The sequence below is a fragment of the Mycolicibacterium sp. 624 genome, assembly GCF_040548615.1.
GTDB lineage: Bacteria > Actinomycetota > Actinomycetes > Mycobacteriales > Mycobacteriaceae > Mycobacterium.
Map to the genome: position 1 here is coordinate 485,854 of NZ_JBEPRZ010000003.1, position 21,449 is coordinate 507,302.

20 protein-coding genes are annotated in these 21,449 nt (G+C 66.2%); 10 read left to right on the forward strand and 10 right to left on the reverse strand.

The window, feature by feature from the left end; genetic code table 11:
• Positions 1-41: 41 nt before the first annotated feature.
• The 4 genes from ABIA65_RS15225 (at position 42) to dacB (ending at position 4,746) form a co-directional block, all read left to right on the forward strand.
• On the forward strand, positions 42-650 hold the full coding sequence (locus ABIA65_RS15225; protein WP_241405407.1) for a sigma-70 family RNA polymerase sigma factor: 609 nt from the start codon (positions 42-44) through the stop codon (positions 648-650).
• Positions 651-729: 79 nt separating this feature from the next.
• Positions 730-1,851 (forward strand): ABC transporter permease, encoded by a 1,122-nt coding sequence (locus ABIA65_RS15230; RefSeq protein ID WP_241405408.1) that lies wholly within the window; start codon positions 730-732, stop codon positions 1,849-1,851.
• A gap of 62 nt (positions 1,852-1,913) precedes the next feature.
• Positions 1,914-3,308 (forward strand): MFS transporter, encoded by a 1,395-nt coding sequence (locus ABIA65_RS15235; protein ID WP_354524226.1) that lies wholly within the window; start codon positions 1,914-1,916, stop codon positions 3,306-3,308.
• Positions 3,309-3,378: 70 nt separating this feature from the next.
• Positions 3,379-4,746 (forward strand): D-alanyl-D-alanine carboxypeptidase/D-alanyl-D-alanine endopeptidase, encoded by a 1,368-nt coding sequence (dacB, locus tag ABIA65_RS15240; RefSeq protein ID WP_354524069.1) that lies wholly within the window; start codon positions 3,379-3,381, stop codon positions 4,744-4,746.
• Between the two features lie 7 nt (positions 4,747-4,753).
• Here dacB and ABIA65_RS15245 read toward each other — a convergent pair whose 3' ends face one another.
• Entirely contained in the window at positions 4,754-5,965 is a 1,212-nt protein-coding gene (locus tag ABIA65_RS15245; protein WP_241399063.1) for an acyl-CoA dehydrogenase family protein, read from the reverse strand.
• A gap of 233 nt (positions 5,966-6,198) precedes the next feature.
• Between ABIA65_RS15245 and ABIA65_RS15250 the strand changes: the two genes are divergently transcribed.
• Both ABIA65_RS15250 and ABIA65_RS15255 read left to right on the forward strand, forming a co-directional pair.
• Positions 6,199-7,701 carry an adenylate/guanylate cyclase domain-containing protein gene (locus ABIA65_RS15250; RefSeq protein WP_502919574.1) on the forward strand — a complete coding sequence of 501 codons (1,503 nt, stop codon included), beginning with the start codon at positions 6,199-6,201 and terminating at the stop codon, positions 7,699-7,701.
• 1 nt (position 7,702) lies between these two features.
• Positions 7,703-8,824 carry an epoxide hydrolase family protein gene (locus tag ABIA65_RS15255; RefSeq protein WP_241405669.1) on the forward strand — a complete coding sequence of 374 codons (1,122 nt, stop codon included), beginning with the start codon at positions 7,703-7,705 and terminating at the stop codon, positions 8,822-8,824.
• A 14-nt stretch (positions 8,825-8,838) separates the two neighbouring features.
• Here ABIA65_RS15255 and ABIA65_RS15260 read toward each other — a convergent pair whose 3' ends face one another.
• Genes ABIA65_RS15260 through ABIA65_RS15270 form a run of 3 tightly spaced genes read right to left on the reverse strand, consistent with a single transcriptional unit; the run spans position 8,839 to position 11,282 of the window.
• Positions 8,839-9,336: a phosphate-starvation-inducible PsiE family protein gene (locus tag ABIA65_RS15260; RefSeq protein WP_241399064.1), complete on the reverse strand. Its 498-nt coding sequence runs from the start codon at positions 9,334-9,336 to the stop codon at positions 8,839-8,841.
• Positions 9,337-9,339: 3 nt separating this feature from the next.
• Complete coding sequence (locus tag ABIA65_RS15265; protein ID WP_354524071.1) at positions 9,340-9,819, reverse strand: TspO/MBR family protein; 480 nt, start codon at positions 9,817-9,819, stop codon at positions 9,340-9,342.
• Positions 9,820-9,857: 38 nt separating this feature from the next.
• On the reverse strand, positions 9,858-11,282 hold the full coding sequence (locus ABIA65_RS15270) for a purine-cytosine permease family protein (RefSeq protein ID WP_354524072.1): 1,425 nt from the start codon (positions 11,280-11,282) through the stop codon (positions 9,858-9,860).
• 426 nt (positions 11,283-11,708) lie between these two features.
• On the opposite strand from ABIA65_RS15270, the gene ABIA65_RS15275 reads away from it, so the two are divergent.
• From ABIA65_RS15275 to ABIA65_RS15290, 4 genes are all read left to right on the forward strand, one after another.
• Positions 11,709-12,734 carry an ABC transporter ATP-binding protein gene (locus ABIA65_RS15275; protein ID WP_371747110.1) on the forward strand — a complete coding sequence of 342 codons (1,026 nt, stop codon included), beginning with the start codon at positions 11,709-11,711 and terminating at the stop codon, positions 12,732-12,734.
• A gap of 83 nt (positions 12,735-12,817) precedes the next feature.
• On the forward strand, positions 12,818-14,014 hold the full coding sequence (locus tag ABIA65_RS15280) for a polyamine ABC transporter substrate-binding protein (protein WP_241399067.1): 1,197 nt from the start codon (positions 12,818-12,820) through the stop codon (positions 14,012-14,014).
• Between the two features lie 4 nt (positions 14,015-14,018).
• Positions 14,019-14,894 (forward strand): ABC transporter permease, encoded by an 876-nt coding sequence (locus tag ABIA65_RS15285; protein ID WP_241399068.1) that lies wholly within the window; start codon positions 14,019-14,021, stop codon positions 14,892-14,894.
• Positions 14,891-15,751 carry an ABC transporter permease gene (locus ABIA65_RS15290; RefSeq protein WP_241399069.1) on the forward strand — a complete coding sequence of 287 codons (861 nt, stop codon included), beginning with the start codon at positions 14,891-14,893 and terminating at the stop codon, positions 15,749-15,751. The genes ABIA65_RS15285 and ABIA65_RS15290 overlap by 4 nt, the downstream gene beginning before the upstream one ends.
• Before the next feature lie 109 nt (positions 15,752-15,860).
• Here the strand turns inward: ABIA65_RS15290 and ABIA65_RS15295 are convergent, their stop codons facing one another.
• The 6 genes from ABIA65_RS15295 to ABIA65_RS15320 all read right to left on the reverse strand — a co-directional run bounded on the left by ABIA65_RS15295 (position 15,861) and on the right by ABIA65_RS15320 (position 21,444).
• The gene (locus ABIA65_RS15295; protein ID WP_502919575.1) at positions 15,861-16,700 is read right to left on the reverse strand and encodes an EamA family transporter; all 840 of its coding nucleotides are present in this window, start codon (positions 16,698-16,700) and stop codon (positions 15,861-15,863) included.
• 124 nt (positions 16,701-16,824) lie between these two features.
• Positions 16,825-17,637: an acyl-CoA thioesterase domain-containing protein gene (locus ABIA65_RS15300; protein ID WP_354524073.1), complete on the reverse strand. Its 813-nt coding sequence runs from the start codon at positions 17,635-17,637 to the stop codon at positions 16,825-16,827.
• Positions 17,638-17,708: 71 nt separating this feature from the next.
• A complete protein-coding gene (locus ABIA65_RS15305; RefSeq protein WP_354524074.1) occupies positions 17,709-18,716 on the reverse strand; it encodes an alpha/beta hydrolase in 1,008 nt (335 codons plus the stop codon).
• 28 nt (positions 18,717-18,744) lie between these two features.
• Positions 18,745-19,962 carry a TetR/AcrR family transcriptional regulator gene (locus ABIA65_RS15310; protein WP_354524228.1) on the reverse strand — a complete coding sequence of 406 codons (1,218 nt, stop codon included), beginning with the start codon at positions 19,960-19,962 and terminating at the stop codon, positions 18,745-18,747.
• Positions 19,963-19,995: 33 nt separating this feature from the next.
• Positions 19,996-20,808, reverse strand: coding sequence for a mannan-binding protein (locus ABIA65_RS15315; RefSeq protein ID WP_502919567.1), 813 nt, complete (start codon positions 20,806-20,808; stop codon positions 19,996-19,998).
• Between the two features lie 15 nt (positions 20,809-20,823).
• Positions 20,824-21,444 carry an Rv1363c family protein gene (locus tag ABIA65_RS15320; RefSeq protein WP_354524075.1) on the reverse strand — a complete coding sequence of 207 codons (621 nt, stop codon included), beginning with the start codon at positions 21,442-21,444 and terminating at the stop codon, positions 20,824-20,826.
• Positions 21,445-21,449: the final 5 nt, after the last annotated feature.

Sequence of the window (21,449 nt, forward strand, 5' to 3'; positions counted from 1 at the left end):
GCTGATCTGGACACCCAGAAACGCCAACCGGAAGGGGCGACGTGCCGTCCGACCTCGGGGATGCCACTGAGATCTTCGCGAACGTCCAGCCGAGACTGTTCGGCATCGCCTACCGAATGTTGAGCAGTGTCGCCGACGCCGAGGACATCATGCAGGAGGTCTGGATGCGGTGGCAGTCCTGTGATCGCGATGTCGTGCGCGACGCCGTGGCATATCTCGTCACGACGACCACGCGGATGTGCATTAACCACATGCAGTCCGCGCGCGCCCGTCGCGAAATCTACGTCGGACCGTGGTTGCCCGAACGCGTCGACACCAGTGCCGATCCCGCACTCAGCGCAGAACGCGATGAAGCACTGCAGGTCGCCGCATTGCTTCTGCTTGAGAGGCTCTCGCCGACCGAACGAGCCGCCTACGTTCTGCGGGAAGCGTTTGACTACCCCTACGACCTGATCGGGGCGACCATTCAGGTCACAGAGGTCAATGCCCGCCAACTAGTCAGCCGTGCACGCAGGCACCTGACCGCCGGCCGACGCAAGTCAAGCGGCGGAAGCGACCCGGGCCGCCTCCTGACGGCGTTCGTCACCGCCGCCCACACCGGCGACATGACCCCTCTCGAAACCGTCTTCGCCGTCGAGGCCGCCAGCTAGCGCAACTGATGCTCCTCGCGGCACCGAGGTTCGTTCACCCCCGTGGGCCCTGTCGCCGCGCTGATGGTTCAGTTGTGCCATGACAGGCTCCGATGCAGCCACCGCGATCACCGAGTTGCGCGCCCTCGCCGAAGCACTGCATGACGTCGATGCGGCAGCCGCCGCCGCGGAGTGGGACGACGACGAGGCGCTCGCGCGCCTGGCCGCACGCGCGCAACAGGAATTGGCGGCCGCAGACCGAAACATCGGTGAGGACATAGCGGTAGCCGGCGCGTCGCCGCTGGCCGCCAACGCCGTCGTCGCCGTGGCGGTGGCGCGCGCCGCTATCTCGGAGGCGGTACTGGCGGTGGCGCGAGCGCGAGACATCGAACCGCATCATCGGCAGGGGCCCCCGAGCCGCCGTGCTCCGCTGGCGCGTCTGGTCAGATCGATGCGCCACGCCGGCCGCGACGTCGGTGCGGAGATCCGGCACATCATCGCCGACAAACCGCGGATGATCCTGCTGCGCATCGTCATCACCCTGGCAATCAGCCTGTCGCTGGTGGCGTTCTACCACTTCAGCGGCTGGTCCAGGTACTCCGATCTCGGCAACCTCACCGTGTATCTGTTCGGGGCGGTCGTGGGCAGTGTGGTCTGCACCAACGCGCTGTGCTTCGAGGCCGACCGGGTGCGTGGCGCGCTGGTGAGCGGAAATCGCGTGTGGCGCATCCTGATCGCCAAGAACCTTGCGATGGCAGCCATGATCACCGTCGCCAGCCTGCCCGTTGTCGCCGCGCTCACCGTGGCGGCCGAAGCCAACCCGTTCGCCCTCATCGACCAGATGCTCACCATGGTGTTCATCTGGCTCGGAGTCGGCAACGTGCTGTCGGTGGTGTATCCGCTACGGCACGAACCCGTTTCAGCAAGGCTGCACGACGGAACGTGGAAGCCGTATCTCTTCGCGTTCGTGCTGTCCTATGGTGTCGGCCTGGCAGTCAACGTGATGATCTACTGGCGGCTGTGGGCCCGCCAGGTCGCCGCGACTGAGATGGTGGGCGGCGACTGGACGGCGTTCCTGTTGATTCTCGCCAGTGCGCTGAGCATCTGGGTGTTACTCACGGTCTTCGCGGTGTCGTGTAGCCGCGAGCCCGCCATCCGACGCCTCCTCTCGCGTGAGATGGTCGCCTACCGAAAGACCGACGCTGTGCCGTCGCCCCAGTGACCCACCCGTCGGCTCCCCTCGGCTCCCATCCCCCGCCGCGACTGCTCACAGCCGCGCTGGGCATGGTGGCGTTGACCGTCGCCGTACTCCAGACAGCTGTTGTTCCGGTCCTCGGCATCATCGCCGAGCAACTCAACGCATCGCCCGTGGCCGTCAGCTGGGCGGTGACCGCCAACCTGCTCGCGGCCGCGGCCTCGACTCCCCTCATCGGGCGTCTGGCCGACCTGCACAACAAGAAGCACATCCTGCTGGGTGTTCTGGTCGTCGTCCTGATCGGCTCGGTGCTGGCCGCGTCGACCACCTCACTCGCGCTGCTGATCGTCGGCCGTGTTCTACAAGGGGTCTCGTTCTCGCTGTATCCGATCTGCGTGGCCATCCTGCGCGACGAACTGCCCGAGGGCGCGGTGGTGCGGGCACTCGCCGTGCTGTCGGGCACCCTGGGCTTCGGCGGCGGCGCCGGTCTCGTGGTGACCGGGTTGTTGATGAGCGGAGACGCCGGTTATCACCGTGTGTTCTGGCTGACAACCGGTTTCACCGCCGTCGTGATCGTCCTGGCGATGGCCGTGCTCCCGTCCCGTCCGAGGACCGCCGAGGGAACGATCGACTGGTTGGGTGCCGCAGGCCTGGCGCTGGGGCTGTCAGCCGGTCTGCTGACCATCACGCAGGGCAACTCGTGGGGGTGGACGTCTCCGGCGACCCTCTGCACCGGCGCGCTCGCCGTGGTGACGCTGGTGGCCTGGTGGCAGTGGGAGCGCAGGCAACGTCACCCCCTTGTGTCCACCACAATGTTGGCCCGGCGCGCTGTCCTGTTGACCAATCTCGCGACCGTGTTCGTCGGCACAGGCCTGTACTTCGGGTTCCTCGGCCTGACGCAGTTCGTCCAGATTGACCGCGACGCAGCCGGTTACGGCTTCAGCGCGACGGTCCTGCAGGCCAGCGTGGTATTCCTGCTGCCCGGTGCCATCACCGGGTTCGTCACCGCGACGCTGAGCGGTAGATTCATCGACCGTTTCGGCGCGCGTCCCGTCCTGGTGTGTGGCGCCGTCACGGGCATCGTCGGCTTCCTCTGGTTGGCCCTCGCGCACTCGCAGCCGTGGCAGGTCATCGTCGCGGGCGTGTGGGTGAACGCTTACATCAGCCTCGGTTACGGCGCACTTCCCGCCCTGGTGGTCGCGGAGGTCGACAACAACGAGACCGGGGTCGCCACTGGAGTCAACGCAATCGCCCGGACCGTGGGCAGTTCGATCGCCGCCGCGGTGGTGGCCGTGCTCCTCGGTCAGTCGGTAACCGCCACCGGACTTCCCGCCGAGGGTGCGTTCGTGGTGATCTTCATCGCGGGTGCGGTGACCGCCGCACTGGCGATGATCCTGATCGCGCTTTCGCGGACCCGGCCGCGGCCAACGCCGTCGATGGACGCGACGATCGAGTCCCGTGCCATGAACCACGAGTGGGGCTGACGCCGAGCACACCCGGTACCCCTGGCGGCACGAGTTTGCCCGCAACCACATGCGTAACAGACAATCGGGCGTGACTTCCTGGCGCGGCATGGCACTGATCGCCGCCGCGATCGCTGTGGTGCTCACGGGTTCGCTCACCGCACTCGCGCTGAACCGCGACAACCTGTTCGCTCGATCTCCTGCCGACCCGACCGCGACACCACGGCCCGCGGGCGTGCTTGCCGCCCCCCTCGCCGGGCTGTCCCCTGACGCGCCGATGCCCACCCGGGATGCACTCGCCGCGGCGCTGGCTCCCGCGGTGGGCAACCCGGGCCTGGGGTTGCTGACCGGACAGATCACCGACGCCCTCACCGGCGAGGAACTATGGGAACAGGGCGCGGGTGCTCCTCAGACGCCGGGCTCCGTCGCCAAGGTCGTCACGGCGGCGGCCGTGCGGCTGAGCGTCCCGCTCGATCAGCGGCTGGCGACCACCGTCGTCACGGGCGCCGCCCCAGGGCAGCTGGTCCTGGTCGGTGGCGGCGACGCGACACTCACGGCTCAACCCCCGGGCGTACCCGGCTACTACCGGGACGCCCCCCGCCTCGACGACCTCGTCGACCAGATTCGCGCATCCGGTAACCCTGTGGCAGACATCGTCGTCGACACATCACTCTTCCCGGGCCCCACCATGGCGGTTGGCTGGAATCCGATCGACATCGAGGGCGGCAGCATCGCGCCAATCGAGTCGGTGATGCTCGACGGAGGACGCAGGCAGCCGCTGCTGGCCTACTCACCCCGCACGCCCACGCCGGCGCTGGACACCGGACGGGTCCTGGCCGAACGCCTCGGCCTCGACCCGGCCACAGTGACCATCGGATCGGCACCACCAGACGCCACGACCGTGGCGACGGTGTGGTCTGCTCCGCTCGGCCTTCGGCTACACCAGATGATGGTGGTGTCCGACGACGTCACCGCCGAGACCATCGGCTTCGAGCTGGCCCGTGCACGCCACCAGCCGTCCACCTTCGACGGAGCCGTCGCCGCCGCCACCGGGGCGCTTATCGACGCCGGCCTCGACACCAGCGGACTGCAACTGAGAGACCTCAGCGGCCTGTCCGTCGACGACCGAATCCCGGCCGGCCTCATCGACGACGTGCTCACCGCGGCGACCGGATCCGGCGAGTACGCCCACGCCCTGCGACCGATGCTCGACGATCTCGCCGTGGGAGGGGGCAGCGGAACACTGTGGGATCGGTTCGTCAGCCCGTCGCCCGGTTCCGGTTGGGTCCGCGCGAAGACCGGCACTCTGGACTTCGTCAACGCGCTGGCCGGCATCGTCACCGACCGCGACGGCCGTGCGCTGACCTTCACACTGATGTCGACCGGCACACCCTCGGAGGTCGCCAAGCCCGCACTTGACGCGGTGGCCGTGGCGCTGCGCGAGTGCGGCTGTCGCTGACCACCCGCTACTTCAGCGGAAGACCCGTGATCGCCCGCGCCATCACCAACCGCTGAATCTCACTGGTGCCCTCGAAGATCGTGAAGATCTTGGCGTCGCGGTGCATCCGCTCCACCGGGTAATCCCTGGTGTAGCCGTTGCCACCGAGAATCTGGATGGCCTCGTCGGTGACGTAGACCGCGGTCTCGCTCGCAGCGAGTTTGGCCATCGACCCCTCGGCGTTGACGAAGGGCTTGTTGTTGCGCGCCATCCAGCCGGCCCGCCAGACCAGCAGCCGGGCCGTGTCGATCCGCGTCTTCATGTCGGCGAGCTTGAACGCGATGGCCTGAAAGTCACCGATCTTGCGACCGAACTGCTCCCGCTGCTGCGCGTACTCCAGCGCGTACTCGTAGGCGGCCCGAGCGACCCCGAGGGCCATGGCACCGACGGAGGGCCGGGTCCTCTCGAACGTCTTCATGGCCGCCTGTGCTGCCGAGCCCTTGCCCTCGCGTGAGCGCGCGATGCGCTCGTCGAACTTGTCCTTGCCGCCGATGATCAGGTTCCCGGGCAGCCGAACATCGTCGAGCACCACCTCAGCGGTGTGCGACGCGCGGATGCCGTGCTTCTTGAACTTCTGCCCCTGCGAGAAGCCCTTGGTGCCTGGCGGGATGATGAACGTCGCCTGGCCCCGGGACCCGAGTTCGGGTGCGACCGACGCGACGACGATGTGGACGTTCGCGATACCGCCGTTGGTGGCCCAGGTCTTGGTGCCGTTGAGCACCCACTCGTCGGATGCCTCGTCGTACTTGGCGCGGGTGATGATCGCGGCGACGTCGGAGCCCGCGCCCGGCTCGGACGAACAGAACGATGCGAGCTGCGGCTCATCCACCGTGCCGAACATCTGCGGGAGCCACTCGCCCATCTGCTCGGGTGTGCCCGACCCTGCCAGCGCCGCCGCCGCCAAGCCGGTGCCGAGGATGGACAGCCCGATGCCCGCGTCGCCCCAGAACATCTCCTCGAACACCGTCAGCATGCCCAGACCGGACGGTTCAGCCGTCTGCGCTGCGAAGAGGTCGATCGAGTAGAGGCCGACTTTGGCGGCCTCCTGAATGATTGGCCAGGGGGTCTCCTCGCGTTCGTCCCACTCCGCGGCGGCGGGGCGCACCACGTCGCGGGCGAACTGGTGCACCCAGTCGCGTACCTCGACAACGTCCTCGGGGAGTTCGAGTGAAAACGACATGAGGGCCTGTCCTTTCAGTGGTCCGGGTTCGGCACGACTGGACATGAGCACAGCGTCGCGATCGAATCCCGACATTCGGTGAACGACTGTACATTTTGCTGCGGGGCAGTCAACCACCGGCTTGATGTCACGTGCTGAACCGGAACACCCACCTCGCGTCGTGGCGGCGCACAGCCGGAATGGTGTGGGAGCGTTACCCCGTGCCGACCGACCAGTCGAGTGACCGCCGTGCCATGTCGGCGACCCGCCTGGGCCTGCGGTACGCGCTCGCGATGACGTTGGCCCAACTCATCACCTCCGTCGAGGTAGCCGCGGTTCTCATCTCGTTGACCAATCAGACATTCGACGCCGCAACGGCCTATTCGACGCCGGCCAGCACCTCGCTGCTCGTCGCGCTCATTGTGTTCGGACTCCTGGCCACGGCCTACGGTGGTTATCGCAGCATTGCACCGTCACTTACATGGTTCGTCGCCGGTGTCGAACCCGACGCCGATCAACGGGCCAGCGCCATCAACCTCGTTCGACGGCAGTCGGGCATCCTGCTCGGCGTCTGGGCCGTCAGCAGTGTCGTGGTGGTCGCCGCCAACCCCGCCCCGGGCATAGGGTCCACGCTCCTGATCCTCGGTGCCATGCTGTTCGGCGGCACATCGAGCATCAGTTCCAGCGTGCTGTTCACCCAGCGCATCGTGCGGCCCGTCGTGTCCGCGGCATCCAAGGACTTCGTCGGCCGCGAGACAGCTCCGGGGGTGACCGCACGCCTGGTCCTGATGTGGGTGGCGCACGGCGCCCTGCCGAGCCTCGCGATCGCATTGCTGGTCGTCTTCCACGTCAACGGCTGGCTCATCCCACGCTCGGCCTCGCTGGTGATCCCGGTCGTCGTGCTGTCCACGGTGTCTCTGGCACTGGGGCTGCGGTCCCTCATCCTGGTGTCCCGCTCGATCTCGGACCCCCTCAACGACGTTGTCGCGGCGATGGCCGAGGTCGAGCGCGGCGAGATCGGCCGCACGGTCGCGGTCTACGAGCAATCCGAGATCGGGAAACTTCAGAACGGCTTCAATCGCATGGTGGCCGGCCTCCTCGAGCGCGATCGCCTCCAAGACCTCTTCAGCCGACATGTCGGCCCCGACGTCGCACGCCGAGCCGTGGAGACCGACGAGGACCAGTCCGGTGAGGTCCGCGACGTCGCCATCCTCTTCATCGATCTCGCCGGGTCGACGCAGCTGGCGACCACACACACCCCGCGGGAGGTGGCCCACGTCCTCAACGACTTCTTCAAGATCGTCGTCGCGGCGGTCGACGCCCACGGCGGCCTGATCAACAAGTTCCAGGGCGACGCCGCGCTCGCCGTGTTCGGCGCACCGACCGCCGCGCCCGACGCCGCCACCTCGGCACTGCGCACCGCCCGGGCCCTGGCCGACGATCTGCGCCGTCTGCCCGTTGTCGACTACGGCATCGGGGTGTCAGCCGGTTCGGTGTTCGCAGGCAACATCGGCGGTGAGAACCGCTACGAGTACACCGTCATCGGCGACCCCGTGAACGAGGCGGCGCGCCTCGCCGATGCCGCCAAGAACACCTCGCGACGGGCACTCGCCTCCGGTGCCGCGATGCAACGCACCGACGACACCGAACGTCGCAACTGGGAATCCCGCGACCCCATACTCCTGCGCGGACGCCCCGAACCGACGCTCATCTCGGTGCCGCGTGACGACAATGACGGTCATGGCCTCCAACGCTGACATCTCGCCGTTCCGCATCTCCGTGCCCGACGACGTGCTTGCCGACCTTCGGCTCCGGCTCAACAACACCCGGTGGCCCGAGGCGGAACCAGTCGATGACTGGAGCCAGGGCATTCCGCTGGCCTACACACGCGAGCTCGCCCAGTACTGGGCCACCGACTACGACTGGCGGACGCGCGAGGCCGCCCTGAACCGCTTCGACCAGTTCACCACCGACATCGACGGCCTCGAGCTGCACTTCATCCACCAGCGCTCGCCGCACGAGGGCGCTCTCCCGATCGTCATCACGCACGGCTGGCCCGGCTCCGTTGTGGAGTTCACCAAGGTCATCGAACCGCTGACCGACCCCACCGCACACGGAGGCCGCGCCGAGGACGCCTTCCATGTGGTGTGCCCATCACTGCCGGGATTCGGTTTCTCTGGCAGGCCGACGGCGACGGGCTGGAACACCGGCCGGATCGCCGCGGCGTGGGAGACGTTGATGACTCGTCTCGGCTACCAGCGCTACGGCGCACAGGGTGGCGACTGGGGTGCCGCGGTGACCACCGAGATCGGCCGCAACGTCGGGCACTGCGTCGGCATCCACACCAACATGCCCGTGGGCAGGCCACCAGCCGACCTCGAACATCCGACCGACGAGGAGAAGGCGGCCCTGGCCGCGATGCGCCACTACCGACGGTGGGACTCCGGCTACTTCAAGCAACAGTCCACCCGCCCACAGACACTGGGCTACGGTCTGGTCGATTCGCCTGCGGCACAACTGGCTTGGATCGTCGAGAAGTTCTGGTCCTGGACCGACTGCGACGGTCATCCGGAGAACGCGCTGAGCCGCGACGAGATGCTCGACAACGTGATGCTCTACTGGGTCACTGGCACTGGCGCGTCGTCTGCCCGGTTGTACTGGGAGAGCATGGGCGCCTTCGGGTCTGGCGACAGGGTCGAACTGCCGACCGGCATCGCGTCATTCCCCTCCGAACTCAGCCGCCCACCGCGGTCATGGTGCGAAGCGAACTACAACATCACACACTGGACCACGATGCCGCGCGGCGGACACTTCGCCGCGTTCGAACAACCCGAGCTGTTCGTCGACGACGTGCGCCGGTTCTTCGCGACGGTCCGCTGACACCTACGCGCGGTTCAGGTTTCGGCTTGCGCGCCACCGTCGTTCTTGCGCACCCGCATCACGAACGCGGACAGCGACAGTACGAGCACGACACCGCCGAGCACACCGATCTCCACTGCCGCACGCGAGAACTCCGGGCCCTTCGCCAACAGCGAGGCCGCCTCCACCGACAGCACCACAATCTCCTTGATGGCGGCCAGGATTCCCACGATCAGGAACGGCTCGACGGCGATCTCATGCGACCGCAGACTGACCCGCACGGCGTACAGCAGCTCGACGAAGATGAAGAGCAACAACAGTCCGTCGAGCAACTCGAGCATCAGCGCGGACGTGGGCGTGTCCCGCACGTGCAGAAGCGTGTTGAACTGCGCTACGAGGAGCGCCGCCGAGCCCAACACCAGGACGACGGCGATGGCCCAGTAGATGGCGTCCTCGGCCCAGCCGAGCACGCGATCGGCGAGGCGTTGGCGTGCCTCCTCGCTCCCGTCGCCCTCGTCAGTCGACTTCGCCATGACTCAGCGGTTCAGCTGCCAGATCCGCGTGGACAGCAGCGTCGCGAAGGCGCACCACAGCGGATACAGACCAAGTGCACCCGCGGGCGCACCGCTGACGCTCACCGCGCGACGGGTGAGATCGGCGCTGCTGGCCGTCAGTGCCGCCGCGGCGACCGCAGACGCGCCGAGCTTGCCGCGGTCGAAGAACAGCCACGACCAACCGGCGTTGAGAATCAGGTTGAGTGCCAGCAGCGCAGAGTAGGTCCGGGCCTCCTCGTGACGGCCCCGCTCGGTCAGCTCGTCCACCGCACCAGCCGACACCACCGCGATGTCGGCGTACAGCAGCGGCCAGACGATCGGGAAGACTTGAGGCGGCGGCTGGAAGCTGGGCTTGCGCAGCTTGGCATACCAGGCGGACTGCGCGGGACGGCTCGCCAGGCTACCGACCACCGCGGTCGCGAGGACCGCCGCGCTCGTCTTGGCGAGAGTCATGGGTCGCATCATCAATTCCCTTCGTCGCGGTGCAAGTACCCCGCAGGTCAGTGGCCCAAACCGCGGGAGCGCTGACGGGACCACCGATAGCCGCCGTAGATAAGCAGTGCGACAAGGAAGTTGACGAAGTAGGCGATGTCCGCACCGTGCCAGGCGACCGATACCGGCCCCTGGAACAGCGAGGTGTTCATGAACGGCACCGCCGCGGCATAGGCCACCACGAACGCGACCAGTGCGGCCACGGCGTCAGTGCGATCGGTGGCCTCGTCGGCGGGGTCGACAGTGTTCCGCCCGCGGCTGCGGATCCGCCAGTCCACGACTATCACCGCGACGAAGGCCGGAATCCAGTAACCAATGAGCAACAGCACGTTCTGGAACCGTAGCGCCGTGTCGCCGCCGTGCAACCAGAGGATGAGCGCGAACGCCAGCACCGTGACGATCACGGCCGACAGCGGTCGACGGACCCTGACCCCGATCGTCTGCAGGGCGAGCGAACCGCTGTAGTCGTTCATCACCCCCGATCCGACGGCGGCCAGGGCGATGACCGCCAGGACGAGCGCACCGACGACGCCGCCGCCCATCACACTCTGCACACCCTCCACGGAGTGCTCGGAGACAAGTTCACCTGCGGCGATCCCGATGCCCTGCACGAAGGCGTAGGCCGTGAACATGCCCAGGAAGGTGAAGCCGAACACCCGCAGTCGCGATGACTCGGCGGGTAGATACCGACTGAAGTCCGCAGCGTAACTGGCCCAGGACACCGCCAGGCTGAACGCGATCGTCACCTCCAGGACGAACGCCCCGACCAGATCCGGACCGGTAACCGTGGCGGGCGTGATCACGTCGTGCCCGCCGACGAGCTTGATGGCGAACACCACGAACGTCACGAACAGCACGACGGTCAGCACGGCCTGCAACCGGTGGATGAGTTCGTAACCGAAGAACCCGACGAAGCCCTGCACGCCCAAGACGATGAGGACGGCAACCCAGAACGGGATGCCGAGCAGCACCGACAGCGCCTGGCCACCGAACAGACCGACCAGTGCGTCCCATGCGATCGACGAGATCCACTGCAGTGCCGCGGGTACCGCGACGGTGCCACCGAACGCCATCCGCGCCATCGGCAACTGGCCAGTTCCTGTTCGCGGGCCCCATGTGGAGAGGTATCCGACGATCAACGAACCCAACACGGTGCCGATGAGCATCGCGACCAGACCCAGCCAAAAGCCCAGGCCGAGGGCGATGGCCAGTGCGCCGGTGAAGACGCCCGTCATGTTGACCTGCGGGGCGAACCACACCGTGAACAAACGTCCCGGCGTTCCGTACCGGTGGCCCGGCGCGACCGGCGCGATTCCGTGCGTCTCGACGGCGAAGTCGCCAACACCTGTGGGGCTGCGCCCGCTGAACGGCGCCGCGGTCAGCGCGCTCGGCCGTTTGGATATCTCGGATGCCTCGCCGGCCCCTTGCCTCATGCCCTCATTCGACCACGTGAGGGCCGCCGAATGGCCCCGCGGTGCCGGCGATAGGCCCCCGACCGCCGAGCCCGGCGCGGAATCTGTGCCCCGGCAACCTTCAGGCTGAGGTAATCCATTGCTCAAATGTAAATTCGTTGCGGAAACGGTTGCGAAGGTCCGCGTCATCGGCGATTGTTTACCCAACAGCGCACGTTGCCGGGCTGACCTCCATCGCCCAGAACGACAGGCATCGTGCGCCGCACAAGGGAGGTTGCCCTGAGCGGGACACACAGCACGGCCGTTGACAGCACGACCGGAGAGCACGGGGACACCCATGGCACGGGTCGCCCCGTCATAGAGATCGACCATGTCACCAAACGCTTCGACGACTACGTCGCCGTGGCGGATGCCGACTTCTCCATTGCATCGGGCGAGTTCTTCTCGATGTTGGGTCCGTCGGGCTGCGGCAAGACCACGACACTGAGGATGATCGCCGGGTTCGAGACGCCGACCAGCGGCGCGATCCGCCTTGAGGGCGTTGACGTCTCGCGCGTTCCTCCGCACAAACGCAACGTCAATACGGTGTTCCAGCACTACGCCCTGTTCCCACACATGTCGGTCTGGGACAACGTCGCGTACGGCCCGCGGAGCATGAAGAAGGACAAAGCCGAGGTCAAACGCCGGGTCGACGAGATCCTGGAGATCGTCCGCCTCACCGACTTCGCCAAGCGCAAACCGGGTCAGTTGTCCGGCGGCCAGCAGCAGCGGGTCGCGCTGGCCCGCGCACTGGTCAACTACCCCAGTGCCCTTCTCCTGGACGAGCCGCTCGGCGCCCTGGACCTCAAACTGCGCCAGGTCATGCAGTTCGAGCTCAAGCGCATCCAACGCGAGGTCGGCATCACGTTCATCTACGTGACGCACGACCAGGAGGAAGCCCTGACCATGAGTGACCGCATCGCGGTCATGAATGCAGGCAACGTCGAGCAGATCGGCTCCCCCACCGATATCTATGACAGCCCCTCGACGGTTTTCGTCGCGAGCTTCATCGGACAGGCCAACCTGTGGCCAGGGCGGCAGAACCGGATGGATGGTCAACTGGCCGAACTCTCGGTACTCGGCACCACGCTGCGGGCACGTCCCGGCGACACCGCGATAGAGGCCGGCGGTCAGGCCACCCTCATGGTGCGCCCGGAGCGGGTTCAGGTCTCCGTCGAGCCGCCGGCCGGCAACCTCGCCAGCGTGCCGGCCACCGTGCGGGACGTGGTCTTCCAGGGACCGGTGATCCGGCTCTCGCTGGCCGCACCGGATGACTCAACGGTGCTCGCCCACGTCGGACCCGAGCAGAAACTGCCCATGCTGCGTCCGGGCGATCAGGTGTACGTCGGTTGGGAACCGGAGGCCTCTCTGGTGCTTCCCGCAGCCGACATACCCACGACCGAGGACCTCGAGGAGATGCTCGACGACTCCTGATCGGCTTGCTTCCCGATACAGCTTGTCCTCGTTACCTTTTCCGCAACCCCGACCTCTTCCGCAAATCGAAAGGCACCGCAGCCATGGCCCCCGAAAACAACGGAGCAATCGACCCCCGTCTCATGTCTCGGCTCACGGCGAACCGCAGCAGCCGCAGACGTTTCATCGGGGGCGGCGCCGCCGCAGCGGCAGCCGCCATCCTGGGCCCGTCATTCCTCGCCGCCTGCGGTTCGGACAGTTCGACGTCCGGTTCCTCGCCAACGCAGGACAGCGGCCCGGCCAGCGGAACCCTGCGCGTCTCCAACTGGCCGCTGTACATGGCCGACGGGTTCGTTGCCGCCTTCCAGACCGCCTCGGGCATCACGGTGGATTACAAGGAGGACTTCAACGACAACGAGCAGTGGTTCGCGAAGGTGAAGGAACCCCTGTCACGCAAGCAGGACATCGGCGCCGACCTGGTGGTGCCCACCGAGTTCATGGCGGCGCGTGTCAAGGGCCTGGGCTGGCTCAACGAGATCAGCGACGCTGGCGTGCCCAATCGGAAGAACCTGCGCAAGGATCTGCTGGATTCCAAGGTCGACCCGGGCCGCAAGTTCACCGCGCCGTACATGACCGGCATGGTCGGCCTGGCCTACAACAGAGCGGCGACCGGCCGCGATATCACCAAGATCGAAGATCTCTGGGATCCCGCATTCAAGGGCAGGGTCAGCCTGTTTTCCGATGTGCAGGACGGGCTCGGCATGATCATGCAGTCGCAGGGGAATTCGCCTGAGAACCCCACCACTGAAGCCGTGACGAAGGCCGTGGATCTGGTCCGCGAGCAGAAGGACAAGGGGCAGATCCGGCGGTTCACCGGCAACGACTACGCCGACGATTTGGCGTCCGGCAATATCGCTGTCGCCCAGGCATATTCGGGCGACGTCGTGCAGTTGCAGGCCGACAATCCCGACCTGCAGTTCATCGTCCCCGAGGCCGGCGGCGACTGGTTCATCGACACGATGGTGATCCCGTACACCACACAGAACCAGAAGGCCGCTGAGGCCTGGATCAACTACGTCTACGACCGGCCCAACTACGCGAAGCTGGTGGCATTCACCCAGTTCGTACCGGTGCTGTCCGACATCACCGAGGAACTGGCCAAGGTCGACGCCGCGTCCGCCGCGAATCCGCTGATCAACCCGTCGCCGGAGGTGCAGGCCAACCTCAAGTCATGGGCCGCGCTCACCGACGAGCAGACTCAGGAGTTCAACACCCTGTACGCAGCAGTCACCGGCGGCTGACGCGATGGCAGGAGTCGCGAGCAGCGGCAGGCAACGGAGCAAGATCGCTCCCTACCTGATGATCCTTCCCGCCCTGGTGTACCTCGGCGTCTTCTTCGTGGTCCCACTGGTCACGCTGGGCCGAACGTCGCTGTCGTCCTCAGGTGGTTCGGTGTATTTGCCGACGCTGACGTTCGACTGGAACTTCGGCAACTACGCCCACGCATTCGCGCAGTACGAGGACCAGATCATCCGGTCCTTCACCTATGCCGCCGTCGCGACGGTGGTGTGTCTGCTGCTGGCCTACCCGCTGGCGTACGTGATCGCGTTCAAGGCCGGTCGGTACAAGAACCTGATTCTCGGGCTGGTGATCCTGCCGTTCTTCGTGACGTTCCTGATCCGCACCATCGCGTGGAAGACGATCCTGGCCGACGAGGGGTGGGTGGTGCAGGCGCTTGGCACCGTCGGTCTGCTCCCCGAGGAGGGGCGACTGCTCTCCACCGGCTGGGCGGTGATCGGCGGTCTCATCTACAACTGGATCATCTTCATGATCCTGCCGCTGTACGTGAGCTTGGAGAAGATCGACCCACGACTCCTTGAGGCCTCGCGCGACCTGTACTCGTCGGCCCCACGCAGCTTCGGCAAGGTGATCCTGCCGCTGTCGGTGCCGGGCGTGCTGGCGGGCAGCATGCTGGTGTTCATCCCCGCGGTGGGTGACTTCATCAACGCCGACTATCTGGGCAGTACGCAAACGACCATGATCGGCAACGTCGTTCAGAAACAGTTCCTGGTGGTCAAGGACTATCCAGCGGCCGCCGCGCTGAGCTTCCTGCTGATGGCGCTGATCCTGGTTGGCGTGCTGCTCTACACCAAGGCGCTCGGAACCGAGGACCTGGTATGACGATTCAGGATCGCATCGCCGAAGCCAACAAGAACATCGCCGACGTCAAGCCGAAGCGGGCGCTGACTCAGCGGCTCAACCTCGGCGACAACCTGCTGCGCGTGGTCGCGGGCCTGGTGCTGCTGTACCTGTTCCTGCCGATCTTCGTCATCATCCTGTTCTCGTTCAACAAGCCGGCGGGCAAGTTCAACTACACCTGGCAGGGCTTCACTCTGGACAACTGGGCCGACCCGTTCAAGTACCCCGCACTGACCGATGCGTTGAAACTGAGCCTGAACGTGGCCGCCGTCTCGACGGCAATCGCATTGGTGCTGGGCACGCTCGTGGCGATAGCCCTAGTGCGGCAACGGTTCACCGGGGACCGGGCCATCGACACCTTCCTGATCCTGCCGCTGACGGCTCCCGAGGTGGTGCTCGGCGCATCACTGCTGACACTGTTCCTCGATCTCAATGTGGCGGCTGGCTACACCACGATCGTGTTGGCCCACATCGCGTTCCAGATCAGCTTTATCGCGATGACGGTGCGCGCCAGGGTCCGTGGGTTCGATTGGACGCTCGAGGATGCGTCGATGGACCTCGGCGCGGGCCCCACCCGCACCTTCTTCAGGGTGACCCTGCCGTTGATCATCCCGGGGATCGTTGCGGCGGGCATGCTCTCGTTCGCGTTGTCCCTCGACGACTTCATCGTCACGTACTTCGTCAGCGGTTCATCCGTGACGTACCCGCTCTACGTCAACGCCGCGGTGAAGGCCGCGGTGCCACCGCAGATCAACGTGCTGGCCACGGCCATTCTGGTGATCAGCCTGATTCTGCTGGCCGTCGGAACGCTGTACCGCCGCAAGCGAATCGACGTCTGAGTCCCACCGTCCGGCGCCGAGACTGCTGGGAGATCGCACAAATCGCCATTTCGGCGATCTCACAGCAGTCTCGATGGATGGGTGTGAGGCCGCGGGCCCGAGTCGACCGTCAGCCACCGACCTCGGCAGGCACGGGCGGGGCGCTTCTGCCACCGGCACGCGCGGCGCCGATACCCGCCGCGACGACCAGACAGATGCCGACCACACCCCCTGGGCCCGGCACCTGGTCCAGGACCACGAAGCCGACCAGCATCGCGAACGCCGGTTCGACACTCATCAGGGTGCCGAATGACGCCGTGGTCAGTCGCCGCAGCGCCATCAGCTCAAGGGTGAACGGAATGACGGGAAGTAGCAGCGCTATACCGATTCCGATGAGCAGAATCTCCGGAGTCATCCGGGAGAACACCGACGGCCCGACGAGGATGCTGGAGAACAGCGCAGCCGTGCCCATCGACACCGCGAGACCATTGGCGCCGTCGACGCCGTCACCGACGCGCTGGGTCAGCAGGATGTAGCAGGCCCAGCACACGGCCGCACCAAGCGCGTACGCCACCCCAATCAGGTCGATGCTGCCGTGCCACGGCTCGGTCAGCAGGACCACGCCGATCGCGGCGATCGCCGGCCAGACGAATCGGTACCTGCCCTTGCCGAGCAGCACCGCGACGCTCAACGGCCCGAGGAACTCCAGTGCGCTCGCCGTCCCCAGCGGGATGCGATCGAGGGCCGCCATGAAGAGCAGTGTGACCCCGGCTGTGACAACGCCGAGCACAACACACATCAGGAATGTCGACCTGGTGAACTTCGACGGCCGCGGACGGACGATGACGAGCAGGATGATGCCCGCCCAGAGCAGTCGCAGCCATGCCGCACCCTCGACCCCAATGTACTCGATGAGGCCGATGGACAGCGCGAGCCCGACCTGGACGCACAGCATCGATGCCGTCGCCATGAGCGCACCGGTGCGGGCGCGGTTCGCATTCACGACATCGGCCACCAGTGCATTGAACGGGACCTAAAAGCTCCGTGTCCACGGGATTGTCCGGGCCGGGTATCACTCCGACCGAATCCGTGGTTCAGCGCGTGCGATCGGGGAACGGGTCGTTGGAGAAGTCGATCTGTGCGGCGAGGTTGCTGACAGCGGTCACCACGCCGGTCCCGAACGCGCCGTCGCTGTCGTACAGCGTTGCCGAGCCGACGCTGATCCCGTCGTCGGTCCAGTGCGAGTCGGCCTGCACGCCGATCCTGCCGTCGCGCGGCAGCCGCGCCAGGGCCACCGTGAGGTCACCGTTGATGTAACCCACCCCGGCCGTGCCGAGGTTGGTGACCAGGCTCGTCCCCTCGGCCGCCATCACCGCGTTGACCAGCGGGGTGTTCTTGCGACCCTCAACCGCGTCGATGGGTCTGTTCACGAATCGCTTGCGCGCGTCGTTCTGGTGATCGGCGATCGACCGCGTCCAGCCGTGCCCGTCGCTACCGATGTGGACGTACTCGTCAGAGTCGAGCTCGACGGGCTGGGTGAAGTCGACCTCGGCCGACCACTCCTGTCCACGCGGCGGCTCCGAGCGCCGGTACTGGACCAGGATCGCGCGGACCACGGTGACACCGTCCTGGACGAGTTCGCACTCGGTGTTGCGCACGCGGCGTCCGTCGCGGACGAGTCGTGTCACCGCAGTCGTCGTCACCCCGCGAGCGGCCTTGAAGAGGTCGACGGTGACCCGTGCGGGCATGAAGTCCTCGCTGCCGTATCGCTCGTCGAGGATCGATGCCGCCAGACCGACGAGTGCGGGACCGTTGAGATGGTCTGCTCCCCAATGGCTCTGGGCGAACGGCGTCGGCTGGAACGAATCATCGGCAAGTTGCACGAAGTGCGCCGGACGAGCGGTCATCTCCGCATCGTCGCACATCGGTACCTGAGCCCCGCCGATCGCCCGGCTCGGGTGCCTACGAAGGGGCGAAACTAACCGACCCCCATCGACGACGAGGGGGACGAATTGGCCAGACATGTCTCGATGAAAGTGGTCATACTCTCGAACACCGCCCTGCTCTCGGGAAGAAAGGGCAACAGCGCGGGAAACGCATGCAGTTGGTGCGGCCAGGACTGAACGGTGCATTGCCTGCCAGCCGCGGTGAGCCCCTCACACATCCGTTCCACATCGCAGCGCAGGACCTCGGACTCGGCAACGATGATCAGTGCCGGCGGAAGTGTTTTCAGGTCGGCATTCAGCGGCGAGAGATCATCGACGTCCGCTTGCGCGGGATGAACGCACTCGACGATCAATGGCAGTGCCGATGCCACCCCGAATGGATCGCGTCGAAAGTTCTCGTGCGACTTTCGGGCCAAGCTGTCCAGCTCAAGGAGCGGAGAGATCCCGATGACGCCGGCCGGCACGGCCAATCCGTTCCGCTGGCCGGCGATCAGCGTGGCAAAGGCGAGGAATCCGCCCGCCGAGTCCCCCGCGACCACAACCCTCGTCGGGGAGACACCTTCTTCGAGTAGCCACCGGTATGCATCCACGCAGTCCTGAATCGACATGTCGATCGCCACTTCCGGATGCTGGCGATAATCGACGTGCACGACCGGCAGGTTGGTGAGTCGGGCAATTCGTGCCACCACGTGCAGATGAGAGTCCAGGTTGCCGCAGAAGAATCCGCCACCGTGGAAGTAGAGGACGACGCCATCGCTCATGGGCGCAACGCATCCTGGCGCCCGGACAGTCTCGACTGTCACGGCGCCTGTCGTGTGACGATCGAAGCGAAAGCCGCGGAAGGGCCGTACGCGCTGCAGCCGCGAGAGGTTCCGAACGCCTCGGCCAAGGAACGACAGACGATCACTCACCGGCTTGTCGCGCTCGGACGTCAGGTACCGGCGGATCGGCGGCTCGACCAACACCCGGGCGGCGGAATAGCAGATCCGCGCCCTTCGACTCGGCCGTCCTGTTGACAAAGCGCCTGTCGGCAAACCCATCGTGGACCCCTTCTTGGAATAGGCGAAACTATGGAGCTGACTGGCCCAGCAGCGTGACGAGCAGCAGATGACGAACGACGGCCGTCGCCGACCTCGTGTGCGCGGCGTGCATGAACCGGCCCAGATCAGTCACGAGTGCGAAGCCGGCGTGCACTGCGAAACGCGCCTCATCCGGCGACATGTCAGGCCTGGCAGCAGACACCTGACGGGCCCACGCATCGACTGTGGCACGCTGAATACTTTGCAGCGCAACACGATCCTCGGTGGGCACGTTGAGGCGCTCCGCGTAGTAGACATACGCGAGTTCCGGATTGGCGAAGAAGCGCAGCACGAACGCCTCCACCAGTCGGCCGACCGCGTCACGCGGACCGTCTGCAGTGGGGAGGATCGCGGCGAGGTCACTCGACACCCGGTCGGCCGCGCGCCGATACGCTGCCCCCAGAATCGTCGCCTTCCCGGGGAAGTACCGGTAGAGGCTCGTCGTGGACACGCCGACCGAGACGGCGATGTCGTCCATCCCAGTCTCCCGGTACCCACGCTCGTTGAACAGCAGTATCGCCGAGTGCAGGATCTGCTCGTACTCCCCCGACTCCGGACCCACTGTGGCCCGGGCCGGGATGTGGTGTCCCGACAGCCCCGCCGGCAGGTCGGTGTCGCGTACGTTGCGCGCAATCGTGGCCAGGGTTGCGTGAATCCGGTCGCTTGCCAGCTGGGCGTGATGGTCGGTGATGCTGCCCAGCACGCTGAGCACTGCTGCTGACAGGATCCAGCGTTCCTGCCGCGGCTCCAGATCGGGACGTAATTTCGACATCGGCTGTTGCAGTCGGCGATTGACCAGTTTGATCTGCTCGTTCAGCACCATCTGATCGCCACCCTCGAGGTATCGGCCCTCCCACCGATACAGGCCACCGCTGGTCCGATTCACGAGGGCGGTGTCGATCAGTGCTCTCACCATGGCATCCCATACCTGGTCGGGCCCTGCATCGCCGCCGTCGTCGTCGACGAACGCGGTGCAGTCGACCAACTGCTGCCCCAACCCCAGGACCGATGCCGCAAACAGCTCGTACTTCCCGGAGTAGTGGCGATACAGCGAGGCGGCCGTCACGCCGACCCGACGGGCGATGCCCTCCATGCTCACACCGTGATAGCCGACCTCACTGAAGGTCTCGGCCGCGACCCGGGCGATCTGCGCCTTTCGGTCCTTCGGTCGCCGACGCCGCTCCGTGCTCGCACTTGACGTGGGCAGCCTGATGTCACGCGCATGCGCAGACGGCACGGTCTAGCTCCCACCGAACTCGGGCCGCAGGACCGGGCTCAGCGCAGCGAGCGGAATGCGCGCCACCACGGTGCCGCCGTCCATCGACCACTTCATCACGCCGGGAGCGAAGTCGAGCGGGGTGTCGCGTGCCACGGGATAGTCCGGCATGTAGATGACGAGCTCGTCAGGGGTGAGCGCCCATGCCTTGTAGCCGCCCGAGTAGACCTTGTCAGGCGTCCACCGGTCCGCCACGAATGGATACGTGCGGGGCTGATGCGGGGGCGGTGCCGCATCGAGCGCCTGCTCGACGAACGGCTGTGCCAGCGGAGGAATCGCGACAAGCGGATCGACGCCGGCCTTCGTCAGATCCGACAGCTGCAACTGCCTGCCAGCCGACATGTCGAAGGTGAAGGTGCGGTAGGCGTTGTTGAACGCCGGCCCATCAGCGTGATAGGTCTCGTGGAACACCACCGACAACGTGTTGTCATGACGGAAGATCTCGTAGTTGCCCTCGCCGAAACTGTCGGCGACCATGCTCACCCCAAGCCGTCTCCAGTTGTCGACCAGAGTCCTCAGATACTGGCGCACAACGGGCCCGGCGACGGGGTCGTCGACGATCTCGGCGGGAATCGCGACCTTGATGTCACGCACCGCGTCGCGCTGGGAGCGCACCGAGGTCTGGCAGTACTGGCCGTTCCACTGGCCAGCCAACTCATCGCAGAACGACGGCGCCGACGCCGCGGCAGTGGGGGCGCCGACAGTGGCGGCCATGGCGCCAGTGGCGACACCCGTGACGATGGCAGCCACCACCCGAACGAGCATGCTCACCCGCACGTCAGTCCCCTATCCTCACGGCAGCGCGACTTGGCTTGCACGCCAACGTCCGTCGACGAACTCCATGGTCATCTTGATCCTGCTGCGGTCGATGCGGGGGTCGGGAACGCTGGTGTTCGACACCGACTGATCGACGAAGAGCAGCACGACCACCTTGTCCTTGGACGCGGATTGGATCGCCGACTCCACGACGACTCCATGCGCCGATGCCTTGTTGTCGATGAGTAGCTGACGAAGCTGGACACTGGATTGTGAGTACATGTCCTTGAACTCACCGGTCGAACCGTCGAGAACCTGGTGGAAGTTCTCGTCGACCTTGCTCGAGTCGATGCTGGTCAGGATCTGCGCGTACGCGACGGCGGCCTGCTGGGCCTGCTCCCCCGCACGGGTCACCTCCCGCTCCTGCCACAGCAGCCAGCCCAGAACACCCGAGACCGCGAGTGCGGCAACGAATATCACGGCGACCACGCCCACGAGCACCCGTCGCAGCCACGGCCGCGGTCTGTCTTCTCCCTCATCGGTGTCGGCACCTGCGTCAGTGTCTGCGTCTGCGTCGAGATCGACGGTCTGCTCGTCGGCTTCGGGCTCCGTCGTCTCGTCAGCCGACTCGGCCAACGCATCGTTCGTCACTGTCATGGTCA

What these genes read in the sequence shown, in the direction of transcription:
- ABIA65_RS15305 (WP_354524074.1), bottom strand. Translation starts at nt 18,716, where the DNA reads ATGGGTTTGCCGACAGGCGCTTTGTCAACAGGACGGCCGAGTCGAAGG.
- ABIA65_RS15275 (WP_371747110.1), top strand. Translation starts at nt 11,709, where the DNA reads ATGTTGGGTCCGTCGGGCTGCGGCAAGACCACGACACTGAGGATGATC.
- ABIA65_RS15230 (WP_241405408.1), top strand. Translation starts at nt 730, where the DNA reads ATGACAGGCTCCGATGCAGCCACCGCGATCACCGAGTTGCGCGCCCTC.
- ABIA65_RS15300 (WP_354524073.1), bottom strand. Translation starts at nt 17,637, where the DNA reads ATGACCGCTCGTCCGGCGCACTTCGTGCAACTTGCCGATGATTCGTTC.
- ABIA65_RS15270 (WP_354524072.1), bottom strand. Translation starts at nt 11,282, where the DNA reads ATGAGGCAAGGGGCCGGCGAGGCATCCGAGATATCCAAACGGCCGAGC.
- ABIA65_RS15235 (WP_354524226.1), top strand. Translation starts at nt 1,914, where the DNA reads ATGGTGGCGTTGACCGTCGCCGTACTCCAGACAGCTGTTGTTCCGGTC.
- ABIA65_RS15265 (WP_354524071.1), bottom strand. Translation starts at nt 9,819, where the DNA reads ATGCGACCCATGACTCTCGCCAAGACGAGCGCGGCGGTCCTCGCGACC.
- ABIA65_RS15295 (WP_502919575.1), bottom strand. Translation starts at nt 16,700, where the DNA reads ATGGCGACGGCATCGATGCTGTGCGTCCAGGTCGGGCTCGCGCTGTCC.
- ABIA65_RS15250 (WP_502919574.1), top strand. Translation starts at nt 6,199, where the DNA reads ATGTCGGCGACCCGCCTGGGCCTGCGGTACGCGCTCGCGATGACGTTG.
- ABIA65_RS15290 (WP_241399069.1), top strand. Translation starts at nt 14,891, where the DNA reads ATGACGATTCAGGATCGCATCGCCGAAGCCAACAAGAACATCGCCGAC.
- ABIA65_RS15280 (WP_241399067.1), top strand. Translation starts at nt 12,818, where the DNA reads ATGGCCCCCGAAAACAACGGAGCAATCGACCCCCGTCTCATGTCTCGG.
- ABIA65_RS15285 (WP_241399068.1), top strand. Translation starts at nt 14,019, where the DNA reads ATGGCAGGAGTCGCGAGCAGCGGCAGGCAACGGAGCAAGATCGCTCCC.
- ABIA65_RS15320 (WP_354524075.1), bottom strand. Translation starts at nt 21,444, where the DNA reads ATGACAGTGACGAACGATGCGTTGGCCGAGTCGGCTGACGAGACGACG.
- ABIA65_RS15260 (WP_241399064.1), bottom strand. Translation starts at nt 9,336, where the DNA reads ATGGCGAAGTCGACTGACGAGGGCGACGGGAGCGAGGAGGCACGCCAA.
- ABIA65_RS15245 (WP_241399063.1), bottom strand. Translation starts at nt 5,965, where the DNA reads ATGTCGTTTTCACTCGAACTCCCCGAGGACGTTGTCGAGGTACGCGAC.